This window comes from Parafrankia sp. EUN1f (genome assembly GCF_000177675.1).
Classification (GTDB): domain Bacteria; phylum Actinomycetota; class Actinomycetes; order Frankiales; family Frankiaceae; genus Parafrankia.
Genome location: NZ_ADGX01000008.1, coordinates 62,683 through 79,907 on the forward strand (window position 1 = coordinate 62,683; position 17,225 = coordinate 79,907).

The following is a 17,225-nucleotide window of genomic DNA, read 5'->3' on the forward strand; positions in this document are numbered from 1 at the left end:
AACCGTCCCACCCCCGGGACGGTTGGCCACCCCGCCGGGACGGTCGCCCATCCCAACCGTCCCACCCCCGACACCCCGCCTGACCTGCGAAAACACCCGCCGCCGGGACGGTCGGGACGGTCGGGACGGTTGTTCCCGCACTCCGTTAGAAGGACCCGCCCATGAACCCGACCGCACTGGCCGACCAGCTCACCGCCGCCGCCCGCGACGCACGCCGGCACCTCGACACCATCGCCGCCGCCGGACACGGCACCGTGCACCCGACCACCGACCCGACCGGGTGGCTGGTTGGCCAGATCCTGCGGACCGTGGCCGCACTCACCAGCCCGACCGCCCGCGCCTGCCGCCACGTCACCGCCGCACCCCGCGTTCTGCACGCCGCCGTGTGGGCGCCCGGGATCGTCGTCTGCCCCGCCTGCGTCCGCCACCTGGCACCCGCGCCCGGTGAGGACAACCGGTGCGACCGGTGCCGGCGGACCGTCGCGCAGCTCCACCCGAGCACGGTGGCACTCGGGCCGCTCCTGATCGGCTACGGGCTGTGCCGCCGGTGCCAGCACACCGCCGGACTCGCCCCGCCCGGAGAGCGGGTAGAGGGGCGCCGCCAACCCCGCTGAAACAGGGGGGGCACTGCCCCCCCTGTTTCAGCCCCGACGCTAGGCCGACGCCGCCGGCGGTAGCCCCCGAACGTCACGCACAGCGAAGGGATGCGCCAAGGGAGGCCACCCACCCGAAGGGAGTTCTCCCTTCCCGCATCCCTCCCCCTCCCTCCCTCGGCCCACCAGCACGAACACCCCCCGAGGGAGGCACCGACCCGCCTCCCTCACCCCCGCCAGGACCCCCGAAATCGGCCTTCCAGCAGCTCCCTACCTCCCTCCCTCCCTCGCCGATCACACCCCACTCCGACCACAGAGAGTCACCGCGCGGGGGTGGTTGGCCGGCAGTGAGTTAGCCCCCGGGGCGACCTCGAAACCAGCCCGCAGAGCAGGCCCCACGACCCCGGCCTCACTCACCCCCGACGGCCAACCCACCTCACTCCCGCAGACCAGCACACATCTTGATCACCTAACCGTCGGGGTTAGAAATCTAACCCGCCACCGCCGATCTAACTCCCCACGATCACCCCTGCCGACCCCGCAACGATCACACACCGTGATCGTCCGGGCGTCCGCCCGACCCCCGAGGGACACCGTCATGCCGCCCGTCACCGCCCACTGGCGCCGCGCCCGACGCCAACCACCCCGCCCGGAACCGCACCGGTGACCCGCCCGCACCTGCCCACCCCCGAGCAGGCCGACCACGACATCAACGGCACCCCCGGCGAACACCGCCAAGCAACCGCCGGGGGCACCCACCCACTCCCCACGAACCGGAAGAAGGCACACTCATCATGACCCGTCCCACCACCACCCAACCCGCCGAACGTGTGGTCTCCCGCCCGCGCCACCGCGTCATCAGGGGGCCTCTCCAGGCTCCCGCCCCCGACGCCATCGCGGTACTCCGCGCGGAGCTTCACGCCGTGTTCGAGCGCCTGGACGCCTACCTTGCGGACCAGCACCCGGCCACCCCGTCGCCGCCCAGGGAACCCACGACTGCCGACCAGCCGGACCCGTTCGAGGGCCTGCCCGCGCTGATCTCGGTCGGGAAGGCCGCGCAGATCCTCGGGCTGTCCCGCGCCACCGCGTACCGCCTGGCGGACACCGACGAGCTACCGGTCCAGCGCATGGGCGGACGGGTCTACGTCGTCACCGCCCGTCTGCGCGCCACCTTCGGCGGTGCCGCGTGAAGGGCAGCGTCTACAAGCGTCCCAACGGGTGGGAGTTCCGCCACGACATCGACCCCGACCCGCTCACCGGCAGGCGCCGGACGACCTCGCGCGGCGGATTCGCGACGAAGACGGAAGCGAACCGAGAGATGCGGAAATCGATTCTCGCGCACGAGGAGGGACGGCGGGTTGACCGGTCTCGACGCACCGTGACGGAGTTCCTCGACGAATGGATCGTGGCGGTACGCCCGTCACTGCGTCCGTCCACCTGGTCGAAGTATCGGACCTACTGCGACAGCTACATCAAGCCTGTGATCGGGAACACCGCCCTTCAGGAGCTGACCCCCGTCCGGATCAACCTCCTGTACGCCCACCTGCTTACGTCCGGCCGGCGCCACCAGCGGACGAATCAGGGTGCCGGACTTTCGCCCGGCAGCGTGGCTGTCGTACATCGGGTGCTTCACCGCGCCCTGCGGGACGCCGTCCGGTGGAACTACCTTGTTCGAAATCCGTCCGACGATGTGGAGCGGCCGAAGCTGGACCGCCGGGTGCCGACCGTGTGGACCAAGGAGCAGCTACGCACGTTCGTCGACCACGTTCGAGGTGACCGGCTGTACGCGCTGTACCTGGTGGCCATCACGACCGGCCTGCGGCGCGGCGCGCTGGTCGGTCTGCGTCGCCACGATGTCGACCTGGACGCCGGAACGCTGTCGTCCAGTCGCCCGCGGATCGTGGTGGACAACAAGGCTGTCGACGGTGAGCACAAGACCGACAGTGCGTATCGGCCCCTGGTGCTCGATCCCGTCACGGCGAAGGCCCTGCGGGTGCACGTCGACCGGTGGGAGCAGGAGCGCACCGAGTTCGGGTTCACGACCGATCTGCTGTTCTGCTGGCCGGACGGTACGGGCATCCACCCTGACACGGTGACCGACTGGTTCCAGGCGCACGCCAAGTCCGCAGGCCTGCCGGTGATCCGGTTGCACGACGTCCGGCACAGCTACGCCACGGCCGCGCTGAAGTCCGGCGTGCACCCGAAGATCGTGTCTGAGCGGTTGGGGCACGCGAGCGTGGCGTTCACACTCGCGTACTACAGCCACGTGATCCCGGGCATGGATGCCGAGGCCGCCGGGGCAATCGCAGGTCTGATCCTCGGGACCGGCGAGACGCCGGAGGACACCGACGTTCGCGGATCCGTTCGCACTGAGGCCGAAACGCCCTTGATCGACGAAGAGGAGTAGGGCAAACCGCCTGGTAGTGCTGGGTGGAGACGAGGGGACTTGAACCCCTAACCCCTGCCTTGCAAAGGCAGTGCTCTGCCAGTTGAGCTACGCCCCCGTGGGTCTGGCCGCCAGGACGCGAGATCCGGGTGACCAACGTCCCCAGACTACGGCATCGCTCACCGCTGGGACGCCCGCCGCCGAGGTTTCTTCACCCTTGACCTTCGGCAGCGGGGATCGCGGCGTGGACGGCGACCGCCGAGTTGTCCACAGCCAGTACCCCCAGCCCGCCGAGGCGACGACCCGTCCAGCAGCTCCGGCGGCCCGCCATCTGCGGCTCTCCGTAGATCAGAGTTGTGATCATCTTGGCAGTTCTGCCAGCTCAGGCCGGGTTCAACGATGCAAGGCCGACCAGAGTGCACCCCTCGTGCCGGCGTGGGTCGAGATTGTGGATAACTCGATCGCGCTCGGCGCACGCTGCCCATATATGGAGTGCGTTCAAGTTCTCGGCGCCATCCCGTGCCGAGTTACAGACACAAAGCGAGCAATGTGCCATGATTACCACAACGTGCGTTGTCGGAGAATATGTCTGGCACGCGCGGAGGCATCGGCGTCGGGTCGGCGTACGTCCGATCAGGCCGCAGCGACATCGATGGTGCTTGTGTGTCGGTAGTGACGTTGCCAGGCGGGCCTCGGTCGTGCCGCTGCTCCGCAGCGGGGGCTCGGATCGGTCCGACAACTGTGGAAAGCCCGCCGGAGCTCGGCCTCACTGTGGGTGGACGAGGCCCATGGGTGGAAATCGTCAGCTGTTTTCCGCCTATGTGGCTGGTTTCCGCGGGATCTCCGTTGCTCCGGCCAGCTGCGACGGCACGCGCCGCGGCGAACCCGGGTTGGCGGCCTGTGCGCAGCGCCGGCCGGCAGGCAGAAACGGTCCAGGCTTGTCCACACGATGCCCACCAGCGGTCATCGTTCCCGCCGTGGACTGCCGAACTGTGGACAGCGGGCCCCGCGCTCCAGCGCACGTTGACCGCAGGCCTCGCGCAGCAGGCCTCGGCCCCACCACGGATCCGCGCGCGCTGCCCCAATCCGGTGCGGAGGCTTCTCCGCGGCGGTGGGGACACATCCGATTCGCGCGACCGCTCCGGCGGGATGGTCACGTCGTCCGCATGGGTCGCACAGCCGATGCGGGACGCCCAAAGGCGCGGCTGCGGCGACCAGGTGTCTGCGGCGGTGGGTGTCCCTGCGGCCGTGCGACTTCCGCAGGGACGCCCGCCCTGCTCGCGGGGTATCTCTGCGACGACGGCCGAGCCCAGTTTGGAGTCCGCCGCCTTTTGTTAATAAGCAAACGTTCTACACTCGCGCGTTGACGACCGCGACGACAAGGAGCTGGCGCAAACCATCGTGGTCACAGATTGCTGAGGACCGTCCCGGAATTCGATGCCGTCGGCGCCAGTCCCCACCGGTGGCTACCGAGCAAAAATTTGACGGAGACCCTGGCGGGAGTCCGTCAAATTTTGTCAATCAGCAAACGTTGTAAACTAACTCCCCGGGCGGTTGGCGTGCGAATCGTCGGCCGCATTCCCTCGACGGTCACAGATACCGGTTGATGCCAAGCAAATTCATCGAACTTCTGCGACAGTCACCGTGGAGGATCGTGGTCAACTAGTACAGCCATAACCGCAGGTGGGTACCGTTGGAATTTGCGCATGAGCAAAATCATCCGACAGAAACCGGGGGTGGAATCGGCTCGCGTCACCGACCCTTTCCACGACTGGTGATCGACGACGTTTGTCGCCTAGCAAAATGAATCGACCATGACCACCGCCGATCATCGTCAGCGTCGCCATCCATAACCATCTCTGGAGTGTGCGTTATTTTGTTGCAAAGCAAAATGAATCAACGTTCGCCGGATCCGGAAATCGTTCGACGACGCAGCGATCTCCACGCAAGGTGAACGACAGATTTTTCTTTGAAGAAAAATGATTCGACAGTCACCGTAGGTGGTTTTCGCACGCGGGTTCGGATAGCCGCAAACAGGGGCAACGTCGATCTTTTACAACAAGCAAATATCGTGCACGGTCACCATCACAGGGATCCCTGCCGGCTACCGCACGATCGAGTCCCGGCTCCCACCATGCGCGGTACCTGAGCTGGGGTGAACGAGGCGCTGAGGCCCACGCAGAGGGGCTGTTGGCCGCGGGCTACCACTGTCCTGTCGAGTAAGACCGGAGGATCCCGGTCGCCGGGCCGACCAAAATCTTCAGATCTTCGCCTCGTGCACGGAGAACAGGTGACGGCGATGCGGCAGACAGACGGCGCAGGGGAGGGCGAAACGACGAGACACGGATGGACCACGGTGGGCGCAGCCACGGACGGACTGCGGGGCAGGCCTGACCGAGAGGCCGGCCGCCGGTCCCTCAGGTCCAGGCGGCCAAGGTAGGCCAGGCAGGGTCGCCCTCGGCCCGACCGGCCATCCAGTGCAGCGCGGCCCTGGCGGGGACATCGACCCGGATGATCCGGGCTCCACTCCCAGCGGTGAGCGACGGGCGATCCCCCGGCGTGAGGTGAAGCGTGATGTCCGACGGGAGCCGTTCCACCAGGCGGCGGGTGGACCAGGCCCACTCGGCCTCGACGTAGGCCGGGCTCAGGTCGCCCCAGCTCGGGCCACCGAGATCGGTGAGGCCCAGATCGACCAGGTGGATCTCGATCTCACGCCATCGCAGGAACACGAGATCCGCGAGGCTGGTGCTGCCCTGGGTGCTCGTCCGGCCGAGGCCGCCGCGCCAGGTGTCGACGTGGGTGTCGTCCCAGGCACGTTCGAGGCGCCGCACCGAATCGGCGACGTCGGAGACCAACTGCTGCGCCGGGCGGCCGGCGCCGGCTTCGATCGCGGTGTTCCGCTGCTCCAGGCCACCCGGGTACTGATCCTCGACGTACCCGTCGCGCGCTGCGTCGAGCATGTCGGTGTGGCTGTCGGCGTTTCGCGCGAGATGGGTGATCAGATGCCCGACGGTCCAGCCGGGAAGCAGTGAGGGGCGGCGTGCGGCGGCGTCGTCAACGCGGGCCAGCAGCTCCAGCAGCCGCGCGTGGGTACGTGCGCAGCCCAGCAGCCGGTCGAGTGGCACCGCGGACGGCGTGTACTCGGGAGGCTGTGGCGGCTCCGAGAGGACAACAGACGAGGACACCGGCTGCGAGTCCGAATGCGGCGCGCTGGGAGTGGCCATGGGGACAAGACTCCCCCCTCGCTCGCCGCGAGCGCCACTTCGCCACCCCGGCGGGGTGTCCGGCGGGACGAGGAAGCGACGCTCGCCGCTACGGATGGGTCAGCGGGTGCCCTGAGCGGCCGTCGCCTCGCGCCACAGGTCGATCTCGTCCTTGTTGCGGCGGCGGCGGACGGCGGTGAGGAGAGCCCCGGCACTCGCCGCCACGGCGATGAGAGTGAACTTGCGCATACCGACTCCCCTTGGTCGACTGCCACTACCCGCTCACCGTATCGCGCGTGAAACCGCTGCGCCGACGTCGAACGCTGTCGGATCACCGTCCAGACACAGGCGCAAAAAAGTCGGCGCCGACGAACGGGTCGGCGCCGACCGTGGGCGACCAGGTGACCGGCGACCGGGGTGACGTCCGCGGGAGCCCGTCCTGCGAGGACGGGCGTCCGGCCACCCCGAACGTGGTGGCCGGCAACGGCTGCCGAGGTCGCGCCCTGGGGCGGGGGCGGCTGAGGATCAGCGCTGGTAGGTCGCCCGCAGGACGCCCCGGGCCAGGGTGTGGAAGGTGAGGTTGAAGCCGACGACGGCCGGGGCCACGCTCGCGTCGATCTCGAGCTTCGGCACGTCGACGGCATGGACCACAAAGACGTAACGGTGCGGGCGGTCGCCCTCGGGGGGAGCGGCACCGCCGTAGTTCGGCGTCCCCCAGTCGCTGCGGACGTGGTACGAGCCCGCGGGAAGGCCGGACAGGTCACCGCTGGCCGCACCAGTGGCCAGTTCCGTGACGTCCGCCGGGATGTCGACGAGCACCCAGTGCCAGAAACCGCTGCCGGTGGGCGCGTCGGGGTCGAAGCAGGTGACGGCGAAGCTCTTGGTCTCTGCCGGGAAGCCACTCCAGGACAGCTGCGGCGACAGGTCCGCCCCGCCCGCGCCCCCGTACACCTGGTCCAGGCCGAGCGGGCTGCCATCCGTTATGTCGCTGCTGGTCAGGGCGAACGAGGGCAGGGCGGGCAGCAGGTCGAGCGGGTCCGGTGCGGTGTTCCGGTCCAGCAGGGACATCGGTCGGTCCTCTCGTCGAGATCGGATGGCGCCCGCATTGACGGGCATCATCCGGATTGGATGACAATCGCGAGACCGCGTTGTCATCTGTGGGCTTTACGCTTCTCCGCGATGAAACATCATTACGCCACCAGAGGTGGAGCCGGGTCTTGAAGCTCGTGACGGCGATCCTGCGCCCGCACCGCGTGGATGATGTCCGCGCCGCACTGACGACGTTCGGGGTACAAGGTATGACCCTGAGTCAGGTGACGGGCTTCGGCCTCGAGCTCTGGCGTACGCAGGCGTATCGAGGCAACGTCTTCCATGACGAATCCGTGAGCAACGTCCGGCTTGAGCTGATCGTGCCCGATGTCGACGCGCCTGATGTGGTGAACGTCATCCGGCGGGCCGCGGCGTCGGCAAGCAGTGGGGCCGGCAAGATCTGGGTCCTGCCGGTGGAGGGTCTTGTCCGGATTCGCACCGGGGAGCGAGGCCTGGACGCTCTCTGATCGCAACCCAACGTCACCCAGGGCAACCAGAATGTGTATTTTCGCACACGGAAAGTAACCACCCGATGCCCGTATTGCGCTAGTTCATCTTCTTTTCGGGGATAATTGGGCCGTGGGCGCGACGTAGGGCCGACCGGGCGGATACGGTAGCTGTGTTCCGGCGGGTGTCTCCCACTGAATCCCCCCGTATCAGTGGGTCGCCCGCCGGAACCCTTTCGTTTCCGGCACTTCGCCCCCGGCTGTCGGCTCGGGTGGCCTCCCGGCACAGCACAGCGGCCCGGCACAGCACAGTTGCGCGGGCCGATCCCGAGCGAGGCAAGCTCGCCGGCGACCACAGCCCGCGCGACGACGCTCAGCGATTCCGGGACGCCGAATGCCTGCCGCCACCTCCGCGCCGCGGGTTCCGCTCGATTCGCATCGTCTGCTCGCTCTCGCCCGGCCCCGCCGGTGTGCCCGCAAGCTGGTCGGCGTAGGTCCGACCGCCCGCGGCCGGATCGTGCGCACCACTCGCGCCCGTGCCCGCGGACTGGCCCCCGGTGCCACCGGCGGCCGCGGTGGCGGCCTTTCTGCGACGAGCCCGCAGATATTCCACGCCGATCGGCAGCACCGAGACCAGCACAAGCAGGATGAGCATCGCCTCGACGTTGTCCCTAACGAAGGCGATCTTCCCGAGGTAATAGCCGAGAACGGTGACGCCGCAGCCCCAGAGCAGCCCACCGATCACGTTGAAGGTCACGAAGGTCCGGTAGTGCATGCGGCCCACGCCGGCGATCACCGGGGTGAACGTCCGCACGATCGGAACGAACCGGGCCAGCACGATCGACCGGGGTCCGTGCTTCTCGAAGAACTCCTGCGCCTGGTCGACGTACTCCTGTTTGAACAACCGCGAGTCCTGACGCCGGAACAGTGCCGGCCCGACCTTTCGGCCGAAGAGATAGCCGACCTGGTCACCCGCGATGGCGGCGACAGCGATCAGCGCACAGGCCAGCCACAGCGGCGTGGACACCTCGTCCCGCGAGATCAGCAGACCCAGCGTGAACAGCATGGAGTCGCCGGGGAGGAAGAACCCCACCAACAGCCCGGATTCGGCGAAGACGATCAGCAGGACCATGACGAGGCCGGCCTTGGCCAGGCTGTCAGCGCTGATTGCGTCCGGCCCGAGGGCCAGGGTGTTCGACGCGAACGTGGTCACTGTCGAGGGCCTCCTGGGGATCGAACGGACCGCGCGCGGCAGCGCCGTAGGTAATTCCAGGGTCTCACGTCCACGGGGCGGCTCAGCTCCGGCCTCGGGCCGGACCGAGACCACCGGGACAGCGGGCGTACAGCAGGCCAGCGGTGGACGGGCGCCGGACAGGCCGCTGGACGGGCCGCCGGACAGCGGAAACACAGCTGACACCCAGATGGTGCCGACCCCGGCAAAGCACCCATAACCTTTCGGGGTGACGAGACCCCGGATCCGTCTCCTCTGCCTCACCCTCGGCGCCGCCGCTCTGACCACGCCACTCACGGCCTGCACCGCGCGCTCGACCTCCGCCACGGCCCTGCGTCCAACAGCGCCGACAGTGGCGTCGGCCACCGCGCCGACGAGGACGTCCAAAACGACGAATCAGCCCAGGGCAACCGGAACGGCGACGTCCGCCGCCAGCTACCAGCTGAGCGGCTACGGTCTGAAAGACCTCACCGTCAACGGCCGCGCCGGATCCGAGGACCTCGCCGACCTGCCCGCCGGGAAGCCCGGTGAGCTGGTGTCGACCGCCCCGGTGACCGCGCCGGACGGCCTGCGGGCCTGGCGGATGCTGTACCACTCCACCGGTCCTGACGGGGAGGACCGGCTCGTCACGGGTCTCGTGGTGGCCCCGGCGGCAGGCACGCCCGTTCCGCCCGGTGGCCGCCAGCTGGTCGCGTTCGGCCACGGGACCACCGGGATCAACGACAGCTGCGCCCCCTCGAGAGCGGACTCGCCGCTGTCCACCGTCGGCGGGACGCTCCAACTCGCCAGGGATGGGAACGTCCTGGCCATCACCGACTACACCGGACTCGGCGGGCCCGGTGAGCACCCGATCTACGTGGCCGACGTCGAGGGGAAAGCAGTTCTGGACGCCGCCCGGGCCGCGCGCTCCCTCACGGCCGCCCAGGTGGGCCGTGATGTCGTCCTCTGGGGGTATTCGCAGGGCGGCCAGGCGGTGCTCGCCGCCGGTGGTCTCGCCACCGCCTACGCGCCTGACCTGCCAGTACGCGGGGTCGCGGCGACCGCGCCCCTGGCCGATCTGCGGACGTCCCTGCGTGAGCTGCTGGCGACGCCGGGGGGCGTCGGCTACCTGTTGCTCGCGGTGCTGGGTGTCACCGTCGCCGATCCGGCTGTCAACCCGGCGGGCCTGCTCACCGCCACCGGCCGGAGGCTGAGCGCCTTGGCGCACAACCGATGCGCGATCGACCTTCTGCAGGCGAGCACCGGTGAGTCCGTCACCAGCGTGTTCACCAGCGATCCACTGCGCACGGAGCCGTTCGCCGGCGCCCTGGAGCGTCAGTGGCAGCAACTGGAGAAGCCGGGGCCGCCGAAGCTCGTGCTCCAGGGCGACCTGGACACCGTGATTCGCCAGCCCACCACGGACAACGTGGTCCGCGCGCTGTGCGCGGCTGGCGGCCCGGTGGAGTACCGCCGCTACCAGCTGGCCGACCACCTCACGGTCGTCAACGCGTCCATGCGGGACCTCTCCGCCTGGATCAACGCGCGCTTCGCCACCGACGACACGGCCGCGCCGGACAGTTGTTCACAGCTTTGACCGCGCCGACCCCCACGGCCGCGCGGCCGCGCGGCCGCGCGGCCGTGACCGCGGTCGTGACCGCGGTCACGGGCCAGGACGTCCACGTCACCCACCCGCGGGCAGGGTGCGAGCGGAGTCCCCGGCCGCGGCGAGGGAGTACTCGACGAGCCTGCGGTGGAAGGAGGTAACCGGCCCGGCAGCGTCCGGCCCACCTGCGGCGTTCGGGCTATCGCGGTCCGGGCCACCGGGGTCCGGGCCACCGGGGTCCGGGCCACCGGGGTCCGGGCCACCGGGTGGGATGCCGTAGCCGAAGGCCTGCCGCCCAAACGCCTGCCGGGTCAGCAGCACGCCCAGGAAGGCACTGGCGGCCAGATCGGTGTCCAGGTCCGGCCGGGTCTCGCCGCGCAGCCGGGCGTCGTGGAAAGCGTCCTGGACGGCTGCCGCGCACCGGTCCACCGACTCCCGCCGGAAGGCCGCGTACAGGTCGGGATAACGCGAGAGCTCGGCCAGACAGCGGGCGAGGATCGACATCCGCGGTTCGGTGAAGACAGCGTCGACCTGCGGCGCCAGTCTGAGCAGGTCCGCGCGCAGCGAGCCGGTCCGGGGTGGCACGAGACCGGCGGACAACGTGCCCAGGGCGGCGAGCACCAGCGCGTCGCGGGTGGGCCAGCGGGCGTAGATGCCGCGTTTCGCCACTCCCGCGCGGGCCGCGACGCTGTTGACGCTGAAGCCGCCGACGCCCTGGTCGGCCAGCTCCTCGACGGCGGCCCGCAGGACCCGATCGTCGATCGTCGCGTCCCTGGGGCGGCCCCGACGCGGCCGCGAACAGTCCTCGGCCGGATCATCGGGAGCCATCCGTCCAGGGTAGGCGTCTGACCGCAGCCCAGCGGAAACCACACAGCGTAGCCGCAGGGCGTGGGAGGTGGACCGGGTCCCGGCCGGGGGCGCGGCCTGGGTGGCCGGGCCTGCTCCAGGACGGGACTTGGCAGGTCGCGGATGGTTCGCACCCGAAGGAACCGTCTGCCCAATGTACGGACAACCACGTCGGGCCGGCCGTAGCACCAACTACGCTAAGTAGCCGGATTTGCCCGAAAGCAGCCGAAAGTATCCAGATTCCGTGAAGATCGGCGTCTAATGTCCTAGTGTTCCAGCAACGGCGCTGTCCACGGGCTCGCGGGACCCGTAGGAGGCCGCGAGCGATGGAGGGCGCACCGTTGCGGATTGCGTTGTTGTCGTACCGAAGTCTTCCTACCTGTGGTGGCCAGGGAGTGTACGTACGGCACCTCTCGCGTGAACTGGTTACGCTAGGTCACCAGGTCCACGTTGTGAGTGGGCCGCCCTATCCGGTGCTCGACCCGGGCGTGGAACTCACCGAACTGCCGAGCCTCGACCTCTACCGCGACGGAGACCCGTTCCGCTGGCCGGGGTTCCGGGAGTTCAGGTCCCTCGCGGACGTGGCCGAATTCGGCATGATGCGCACCGGGCAGTTCTCGGAGCCGCTGGCGTTCTCGATCCGGGCCTTCGAGGCGCTGCGCCCGCGGCGCGGGCAGGGCCGGCCGGACTTCGACATCGTCCACGACAACCAGACGCTGGGCTACGGCCTGCTGCCGCTGCGCCGGGCGCTGCGCCCCTACGGGATCCCGGTCGTCTCCACGATCCACCACCCGATCACCGTCGACCGCCGTCTGCACCTGGCCGCGACGACCGGGCGGCGGGCCCGGCTCGGTGTTCGTCGCTGGTACTCGTTCCTGCCCATGCAGGGACGGGTAGCCCGTGGTCTCGACGGAGTGGTGGTGCCGTCGGAGAGCTCGCGGCACGAGATCGTCGCCGACATGAACGTGCCGCTTGATCTGATGCACACCGTTCCGCTCGGCGTCGAGTCCGACGTGTTCACCCCGAGCCCGGCCGAACCCACTGGAGACCAGGGCGGCCAGGCTGCCGCCAGCACCCAGGTCCCCGGGCGGATCGTGGTGGTCACCAGCGCGGACGTCCCCCTCAAGGGCCTGATGGTGCTGCTGGAGGCGCTCGCGAAGCTACGGGTCGAGCGCCCGGCGCACCTGGTGTGCATCGGGAAGGTCCGGGAGGGCGGGGCGGCGCAGCGCCGGGTCGTCGAGCTCGGGCTCACCGAGGCGGTCACCTTCCGGTCCAATGTGCCCCAGCCCGAGATGGTCGAGCTGCTGCGCACCGCCGAGGTCGCCGTGGTGCCCTCGCTCTACGAGGGCTTCAGCCTCCCCGCGGTGGAGGAGATGGCCTGCGGGCTGCCGCTGGTCGCGACGACCGCCGGCGCGCTGCCCGAGGTGGCCGGACCGAGCGGGGAGGCCGCGCTGCTGGTGCCCCCGGGCGACGCCGACGCGCTCGCGGGCGCGATCAGGACACTGCAGGACGACCCCGAGCTGCGCGCACGGATGGGTGCTGCCGGCCGGCGCCGGGTCGAGGAGCTCTTCTCCTGGAAGGCCGCCGCGGCCGGCACCGCCGCCTGGTACGAGAAGGTGCTCCGGGAGACCAGGCCGACCGCCGGCCACAGCCAGGTATCCGCCGCATGCTGACCGTCGACTTCGACCGCTTTCCCGTCCCAGGGAAGGCCCTCGTCCTCGACCTCGGCTGCGGCGCCGGCCGGCACTCGTTCGAGGCGTTGCGCCAGGGTGCCCGGGTCATCGCCCTCGACTACTCGGCCGACGAGGTGGCCGGGGTGAACGCGATGTTCGGCGCGATGGCCGCCGAGGACCAGGTGCCCCCGGGCGGGCAGGCGGCGGCGGTGCGCGGTGACGCGCTGTCGCTGCCCTTCGCGGACGGCACCTTCGACCGGATCATCGCGGCCGAGGTGCTGGAACACCTCCCCGCGGACGCCGGCGCGATCGCCGAGCTGGCCCGCGTGCTGCGCCCCGGCGGACTCGCCGCGGTCACCGTGCCCGCGCGCTTCCCCGAGCGGATCTGCTGGGCGCTGTCGGACGATTACCACAACGTCGAGGGCGGCCACGTCCGCATATACCGCCAGGACGACCTCGTCGCGAAGCTGCGTGCGGGTGGCCTGGACCTGATCGGCCAGCACCGCGCGCACGCGCTGCACGCCCCGTACTGGTGGCTGCGGTGCCTGGTCGGTGTCCACGACGACAACCATCGGGCCACAAAGCTGTACCACCGGCTGCTGGTCTGGGACATGATGCGCCAGCCGGCGATCACCCGCCGGACGGAGCAGCTGCTCAACCCGGTCCTGGGCAAGAGCCTGGTGCTGTACCTGCGCAAACCACGACTTCAACCACCTGCCCGGACGTCCGATCGCTCGGCAGGTGATCACCTCACCGTGGGGGGCCCGCGTGCCGGCGAGTGACGCCTCGCCGACCGGACCGATCCTCGACGCCGCCCAGCTACGTGCCACCGCGGACGCCATAGCCGCCGCCCAGGAGCCCGACGGGGCCATCCCGTGGTTCCCGGGCGGGCACACCGACGCCTGGGATCATCTGGAATGCGCGATGGCGCTGTTGATCGCCGGGCGCGTCGACGCCGCGGACGCCGCCTGGGACTGGCTGTGCCGCAAGCAGCGCCCGGACGGCTCCTGGCCGGCGAAAACCGTCGGCGGTGTCATCACGGAGGACTTCGCCGACAACAACCAGTGCGCCTACGTGGCGACCGCGCTCTGGCACCGCTGGCTCGCCACCGGCGACCGGGCGTTCGTCGACCAGCTATGGCCGGTCGCCCGGGCCGCGCTCGACTTCGTCGTGGACATGCAGGCGCCCGCCGGCCAGATCTGGTGGGCCCGCGACGCCGCCGGGAACGACTACCCCGAGGCGCTGCTGACGGGATGTTCGTCCACCCTGCACAGCCTGCGCTGTGGGCTCGGGCTGGCGGCGCTCGTCGACGATCCACAACCGGGCTGGGAGCTGGCGGCGGGCCGGCTGTGGCACGCCCTGCGCCACCACCCGGAGAACTTCATCTCCCGGGATCGCTGGTCGATGGACTGGTACTACCCGGTGATCGGCGGCGCGCTGCACGGCGCGGAAGCGCGAGCCCGGCTACGCAGCCGCTGGGACGACTTCGTGGTGGACGACCTCGGCATCCGCTGTGTCGACGACGAGCCATGGGTTACCGGGGCGGAGACCTGCGAGCTGGCCATCGCGCTGCATCTCGCCGGCGAGTCCGACGAGGCCGCCCGGATGGTGCGCAACATGCAGCACCTGCGCACCGCGGACGGCGCCTACTGGACCGGCTGGCAGTTCGTGGCACGGTGCCACTGGCCGGAGGAGCAGTCGACCTGGACCGCGGCCGCGGTCATCCTCGCCGTCGACACGCTCACCGGCGGGCCCACCGAGCGGGCCTTCCGCGGCGACGGCCTGCCCGAGGCCCTGCAGGCCGCATCCGCCCCGCACGGGGCATCCGCACCGCACGCCGACCTGCCCGGACCCCGCCGGGCCCCCGAATCCCCGGAGCCCGGGTCCCAGAGCCCCCACCAGCAGCCCGCGGACGAGTCTCCGCGGGCGTGACAGGGGCCTGCTGACAGGGGCCTGCTGACGCGGCTCAGAACAGCCGGCGGAGAACCCGCAGGGATCCCGTCCGCGACATCTCGGTGAATCCGTCCCGGACGGCGCGAAGCAGCACGTGGTACGGCGCCTGGCCGCCGTCCGCCGGGTCGGGGAACACGTCGTGGATGACCAGCCGGCCGCCGGGACGCACATGGCGGGCCCAGGCCTCGTAGTCAGCCTGGGCCTGCTTCTCGGTGTGCCCGCCGTCCAGGAAAAGCAGGTCGATCGGCGTCGACCACCAGCGGCCGACCATCTCCGAGCGCCCGATGACGGGTGTGACGACGTCCTCGACGCCGGCGGCCTCCAGCGTGGAGCGCAGGGTCGGCAGCGTGTCCATCCGCCCGCTCCGCTCGTCGACGAGCGTGGTGTCGTGGTACTCCCAGCCCGCCTGGTTCTCCTCCGAGCCACGGTGGTGGTCGACGGTGACGACCACGGCGCCGACGAGCCGGGCCGCCGCGGCGAGGTAGAGGGTGGACTTGCCGCAGTAGGTGCCGATCTCGCAGATGAGCCCACCGCCGGGAAGCTCGGCGGCGGCCGCATGCAGCGCCTGTCCTTCTTCGGGTGGCATGAAGCCCTTGGCAGCCTCGGCCGCCTGCCGCAACGCCACGTCCACGTCGTCGTCTCCTCGTCCCAGGTGGGGGATCCGGGTGGGGATCCGGGGTCCGCGACCAGCGGGATGACCCGCTCGGCTCCCCGCCCCGTAGCCGATGCCGCCTGCTCGTCTTACCAGAACTGGCAAAGCGCATGCATGGGATGCGGGCCGACACTTCGCCCACCGGTTCGCGGCTCGCACCCATCCACCCGTGGCGTTCGTGTCGGCTTCCAGGCACCACTCACCACGATTGGCACCCACATACCGACCTATCCACAGGATCATCCACAGCTTTATCCACAGCCCTGTGCACAGACCCGTGGACAACCACAGGACCACAAGGCCCAGACCGCGCTAAGCCTCCCGCATCCCACCGGCGGTACCCGTACGGATTAACCCGAGGGCGATATCCACAAGGCTGAGCCGGTACAGGCCGGCGACGTCCGCCAGCGGGATCCAGGCGGCCAAATCGGTGGTGCCGCCCACCTCGGACCGCAGCTCACCGCCGACGACGTGGCCCGAGTACAGGATCCGCAGCCCGTGGAAGTCGGTGTTCCTGTCGGCCCAGAACTCGCGGATGGAATCGACGCCCAGCAAACCGGTGATCTCGACGTCGAGGCCGGTCTCCTCCTCGACCTCCCGAACGGCGCCCGCTTCCGGGGTCTCACCGTGCTCCAGCCCACCCCCTGGCAGGGTCCACCGCGCCGCGTCCGCAGCCACACTCGGACCCGTCCGAACCAGCAGCAACCGTTCATCCTGGACGCAGACCACGTAGGCGGCGATCCGCTGGTACTTCCGGGCGCCCCCACCACCCCCAGCAAGCCGCACAAGCCCTCCCAGCACCGATTCGTCCGCCCAGGCCGATTCTGTTGCCGCCAAGCCCCCACAGACCACCAAACCCCACAACCACCCGACCACCCCGCCGCCGTGGGCGGCCCCAGCGGACGCCCGAGGTGCTCAGCCCCCGCATCAGCCGAATCTCGCCCGCACGGCGCCCCCTTCGGCGATCCCGCACCGCCCCGCCGCATCGCCAACTCACCCAAGAGGGGCAAAAAGGGCACAGAGTCGCCTGGCAACCCGCAAGAAAGAAGGATTTTGGTCGTCGGAGCGACCAAAATCGTCCACTCTTGCGACCCACCAAACCGGGCCACCGGGCCACCGGGCGCTCGGAGGTCCGGCCACGTTCGTGGAGTGCGAACCTCCCCGCCCACCAACCAACGATCTTGATCGGCGCCGGTCCGCGACAGGTTCCCAACGACCAAAATCCTCAGATCGTGCCAGGCAGCAAAGGCTCCATCGCCCAAAGCCACACCGCAGGACCCGGGAGGATGCGACCAAGCAAACCCCATCAACCAGGCAACCCCGGCAACAGAACCCCCCAAATCCCCAGACCCACTGTTCTTCGGGGGGGTCCTCGTGGGGGGTCCCGGGGGGCTCGGCCCCCGACCAACATCCCGCGGGAGCCCGGGAGCCCCCACAGGGGGGCGAACACGCAAAGCCGATCGCGTGGACCTAGGTGGACTTGAACCACCGGCCTCTTCCTTATCAGGGAAGCGCTCTAACCGACTGAGCTATAGGTCCTTGGCTGTTGATGAGAGTACAGGATGGCGACA

The 17,225-nt window shown here is 69.8% G+C and carries 16 protein-coding genes and 2 tRNA genes; 8 read left to right on the forward strand and 10 right to left on the reverse strand.

Annotated elements, in window-relative coordinates:
• Positions 1-161 precede the first annotated feature (161 nt).
• From FREUN1FDRAFT_RS42845 to FREUN1FDRAFT_RS03695, 3 genes are all read left to right on the forward strand, one after another.
• Positions 162-614, forward strand: coding sequence for a hypothetical protein (locus FREUN1FDRAFT_RS42845; protein WP_006538595.1), 453 nt, complete (start codon positions 162-164; stop codon positions 612-614).
• Positions 615-1,387: 773 nt separating this feature from the next.
• The gene (locus FREUN1FDRAFT_RS03690; RefSeq protein WP_006538596.1) at positions 1,388-1,783 is read left to right on the forward strand and encodes a helix-turn-helix domain-containing protein; all 396 of its coding nucleotides are present in this window, start codon (positions 1,388-1,390) and stop codon (positions 1,781-1,783) included.
• A complete protein-coding gene (locus tag FREUN1FDRAFT_RS03695) occupies positions 1,780-3,000 on the forward strand; it encodes a site-specific integrase (protein ID WP_006538597.1) in 1,221 nt (406 codons plus the stop codon). The genes FREUN1FDRAFT_RS03690 and FREUN1FDRAFT_RS03695 overlap by 4 nt, the downstream gene beginning before the upstream one ends.
• A gap of 24 nt (positions 3,001-3,024) precedes the next feature.
• On the opposite strand, the gene FREUN1FDRAFT_RS03700 is transcribed toward FREUN1FDRAFT_RS03695, so the two are convergent.
• The 5 genes from FREUN1FDRAFT_RS03700 to FREUN1FDRAFT_RS03715 form a co-directional block, all read right to left on the reverse strand.
• Positions 3,025-3,097, reverse strand: a tRNA-Ala gene (locus FREUN1FDRAFT_RS03700).
• A 93-nt stretch (positions 3,098-3,190) separates the two neighbouring features.
• Positions 3,191-3,343: a hypothetical protein gene (locus FREUN1FDRAFT_RS43435; RefSeq protein WP_157474272.1), complete on the reverse strand. Its 153-nt coding sequence runs from the start codon at positions 3,341-3,343 to the stop codon at positions 3,191-3,193.
• 2,053 nt (positions 3,344-5,396) lie between these two features.
• Positions 5,397-6,203: a maleylpyruvate isomerase N-terminal domain-containing protein gene (locus tag FREUN1FDRAFT_RS39445; protein WP_006538599.1), complete on the reverse strand. Its 807-nt coding sequence runs from the start codon at positions 6,201-6,203 to the stop codon at positions 5,397-5,399.
• Between the two features lie 99 nt (positions 6,204-6,302).
• Positions 6,303-6,431 (reverse strand): DLW-39 family protein, encoded by a 129-nt coding sequence (locus tag FREUN1FDRAFT_RS03710; protein ID WP_006538600.1) that lies wholly within the window; start codon positions 6,429-6,431, stop codon positions 6,303-6,305.
• 276 nt (positions 6,432-6,707) lie between these two features.
• Positions 6,708-7,250 carry a YbhB/YbcL family Raf kinase inhibitor-like protein gene (locus FREUN1FDRAFT_RS03715; protein ID WP_006538601.1) on the reverse strand — a complete coding sequence of 181 codons (543 nt, stop codon included), beginning with the start codon at positions 7,248-7,250 and terminating at the stop codon, positions 6,708-6,710.
• A 149-nt stretch (positions 7,251-7,399) separates the two neighbouring features.
• Here FREUN1FDRAFT_RS03715 and FREUN1FDRAFT_RS03720 point away from each other — a divergent pair, with 149 nt between their 5' ends.
• Positions 7,400-7,738 carry a P-II family nitrogen regulator gene (locus FREUN1FDRAFT_RS03720; RefSeq protein WP_006538602.1) on the forward strand — a complete coding sequence of 113 codons (339 nt, stop codon included), beginning with the start codon at positions 7,400-7,402 and terminating at the stop codon, positions 7,736-7,738.
• Between the two features lie 352 nt (positions 7,739-8,090).
• On the opposite strand, the gene FREUN1FDRAFT_RS03725 is transcribed toward FREUN1FDRAFT_RS03720, so the two are convergent.
• The gene (locus FREUN1FDRAFT_RS03725) at positions 8,091-8,930 is read right to left on the reverse strand and encodes a DedA family protein (protein ID WP_006538603.1); all 840 of its coding nucleotides are present in this window, start codon (positions 8,928-8,930) and stop codon (positions 8,091-8,093) included.
• A 247-nt stretch (positions 8,931-9,177) separates the two neighbouring features.
• Here FREUN1FDRAFT_RS03725 and FREUN1FDRAFT_RS03730 point away from each other — a divergent pair, with 247 nt between their 5' ends.
• Positions 9,178-10,521, forward strand: coding sequence for a lipase family protein (locus FREUN1FDRAFT_RS03730; RefSeq protein WP_006538604.1), 1,344 nt, complete (start codon positions 9,178-9,180; stop codon positions 10,519-10,521).
• An 87-nt stretch (positions 10,522-10,608) separates the two neighbouring features.
• On the opposite strand, the gene FREUN1FDRAFT_RS03735 is transcribed toward FREUN1FDRAFT_RS03730, so the two are convergent.
• Positions 10,609-11,358 carry a TetR/AcrR family transcriptional regulator gene (locus FREUN1FDRAFT_RS03735; RefSeq protein ID WP_006538605.1) on the reverse strand — a complete coding sequence of 250 codons (750 nt, stop codon included), beginning with the start codon at positions 11,356-11,358 and terminating at the stop codon, positions 10,609-10,611.
• A 344-nt stretch (positions 11,359-11,702) separates the two neighbouring features.
• Here FREUN1FDRAFT_RS03735 and FREUN1FDRAFT_RS03740 point away from each other — a divergent pair, with 344 nt between their 5' ends.
• Genes FREUN1FDRAFT_RS03740 through FREUN1FDRAFT_RS03750 form a run of 3 tightly spaced genes read left to right on the forward strand, consistent with a single transcriptional unit; the run spans position 11,703 to position 14,981 of the window.
• On the forward strand, positions 11,703-13,049 hold the full coding sequence (locus FREUN1FDRAFT_RS03740) for a glycosyltransferase family 4 protein (protein WP_006538606.1): 1,347 nt from the start codon (positions 11,703-11,705) through the stop codon (positions 13,047-13,049).
• Complete coding sequence (locus FREUN1FDRAFT_RS03745; RefSeq protein WP_006538607.1) at positions 13,043-13,831, forward strand: class I SAM-dependent methyltransferase; 789 nt, start codon at positions 13,043-13,045, stop codon at positions 13,829-13,831. The genes FREUN1FDRAFT_RS03740 and FREUN1FDRAFT_RS03745 overlap by 7 nt, the downstream gene beginning before the upstream one ends.
• On the forward strand, positions 13,818-14,981 hold the full coding sequence (locus FREUN1FDRAFT_RS03750) for a hypothetical protein (RefSeq protein ID WP_006538608.1): 1,164 nt from the start codon (positions 13,818-13,820) through the stop codon (positions 14,979-14,981). The genes FREUN1FDRAFT_RS03745 and FREUN1FDRAFT_RS03750 overlap by 14 nt, the downstream gene beginning before the upstream one ends.
• Positions 14,982-15,015: 34 nt before the next feature.
• On the opposite strand, the gene FREUN1FDRAFT_RS03755 is transcribed toward FREUN1FDRAFT_RS03750, so the two are convergent.
• The 3 genes from FREUN1FDRAFT_RS03755 to FREUN1FDRAFT_RS03765 form a co-directional block, all read right to left on the reverse strand.
• Positions 15,016-15,633: a class I SAM-dependent methyltransferase gene (locus FREUN1FDRAFT_RS03755; RefSeq protein ID WP_006538609.1), complete on the reverse strand. Its 618-nt coding sequence runs from the start codon at positions 15,631-15,633 to the stop codon at positions 15,016-15,018.
• Between the two features lie 333 nt (positions 15,634-15,966).
• Positions 15,967-16,455: an NUDIX hydrolase gene (locus FREUN1FDRAFT_RS03760; protein ID WP_232295025.1), complete on the reverse strand. Its 489-nt coding sequence runs from the start codon at positions 16,453-16,455 to the stop codon at positions 15,967-15,969.
• A 664-nt stretch (positions 16,456-17,119) separates the two neighbouring features.
• Positions 17,120-17,193: transfer RNA gene (locus FREUN1FDRAFT_RS03765), tRNA-Ile, on the reverse strand.
• Between the last annotated feature and the right edge of the window lie 32 nt (positions 17,194-17,225).

Coding starts and splice junctions, on each gene's coding strand:
- FREUN1FDRAFT_RS42845 (WP_006538595.1), top strand. CDS start 162: ATGAACCCGACCGCACTGGCCGACCAGCTCACCGCCGCCGCCCGCGAC.
- FREUN1FDRAFT_RS03745 (WP_006538607.1), top strand. CDS start 13,043: ATGCTGACCGTCGACTTCGACCGCTTTCCCGTCCCAGGGAAGGCCCTC.
- FREUN1FDRAFT_RS03735 (WP_006538605.1), bottom strand. CDS start 11,358: ATGGCTCCCGATGATCCGGCCGAGGACTGTTCGCGGCCGCGTCGGGGC.
- FREUN1FDRAFT_RS03690 (WP_006538596.1), top strand. CDS start 1,388: ATGACCCGTCCCACCACCACCCAACCCGCCGAACGTGTGGTCTCCCGC.
- FREUN1FDRAFT_RS03740 (WP_006538606.1), top strand. CDS start 11,703: ATGGAGGGCGCACCGTTGCGGATTGCGTTGTTGTCGTACCGAAGTCTT.
- FREUN1FDRAFT_RS03715 (WP_006538601.1), bottom strand. CDS start 7,250: ATGTCCCTGCTGGACCGGAACACCGCACCGGACCCGCTCGACCTGCTG.
- FREUN1FDRAFT_RS39445 (WP_006538599.1), bottom strand. CDS start 6,203: ATGGCCACTCCCAGCGCGCCGCATTCGGACTCGCAGCCGGTGTCCTCG.
- FREUN1FDRAFT_RS43435 (WP_157474272.1), bottom strand. CDS start 3,343: ATGATCACAACTCTGATCTACGGAGAGCCGCAGATGGCGGGCCGCCGG.
- FREUN1FDRAFT_RS03710 (WP_006538600.1), bottom strand. CDS start 6,431: ATGCGCAAGTTCACTCTCATCGCCGTGGCGGCGAGTGCCGGGGCTCTC.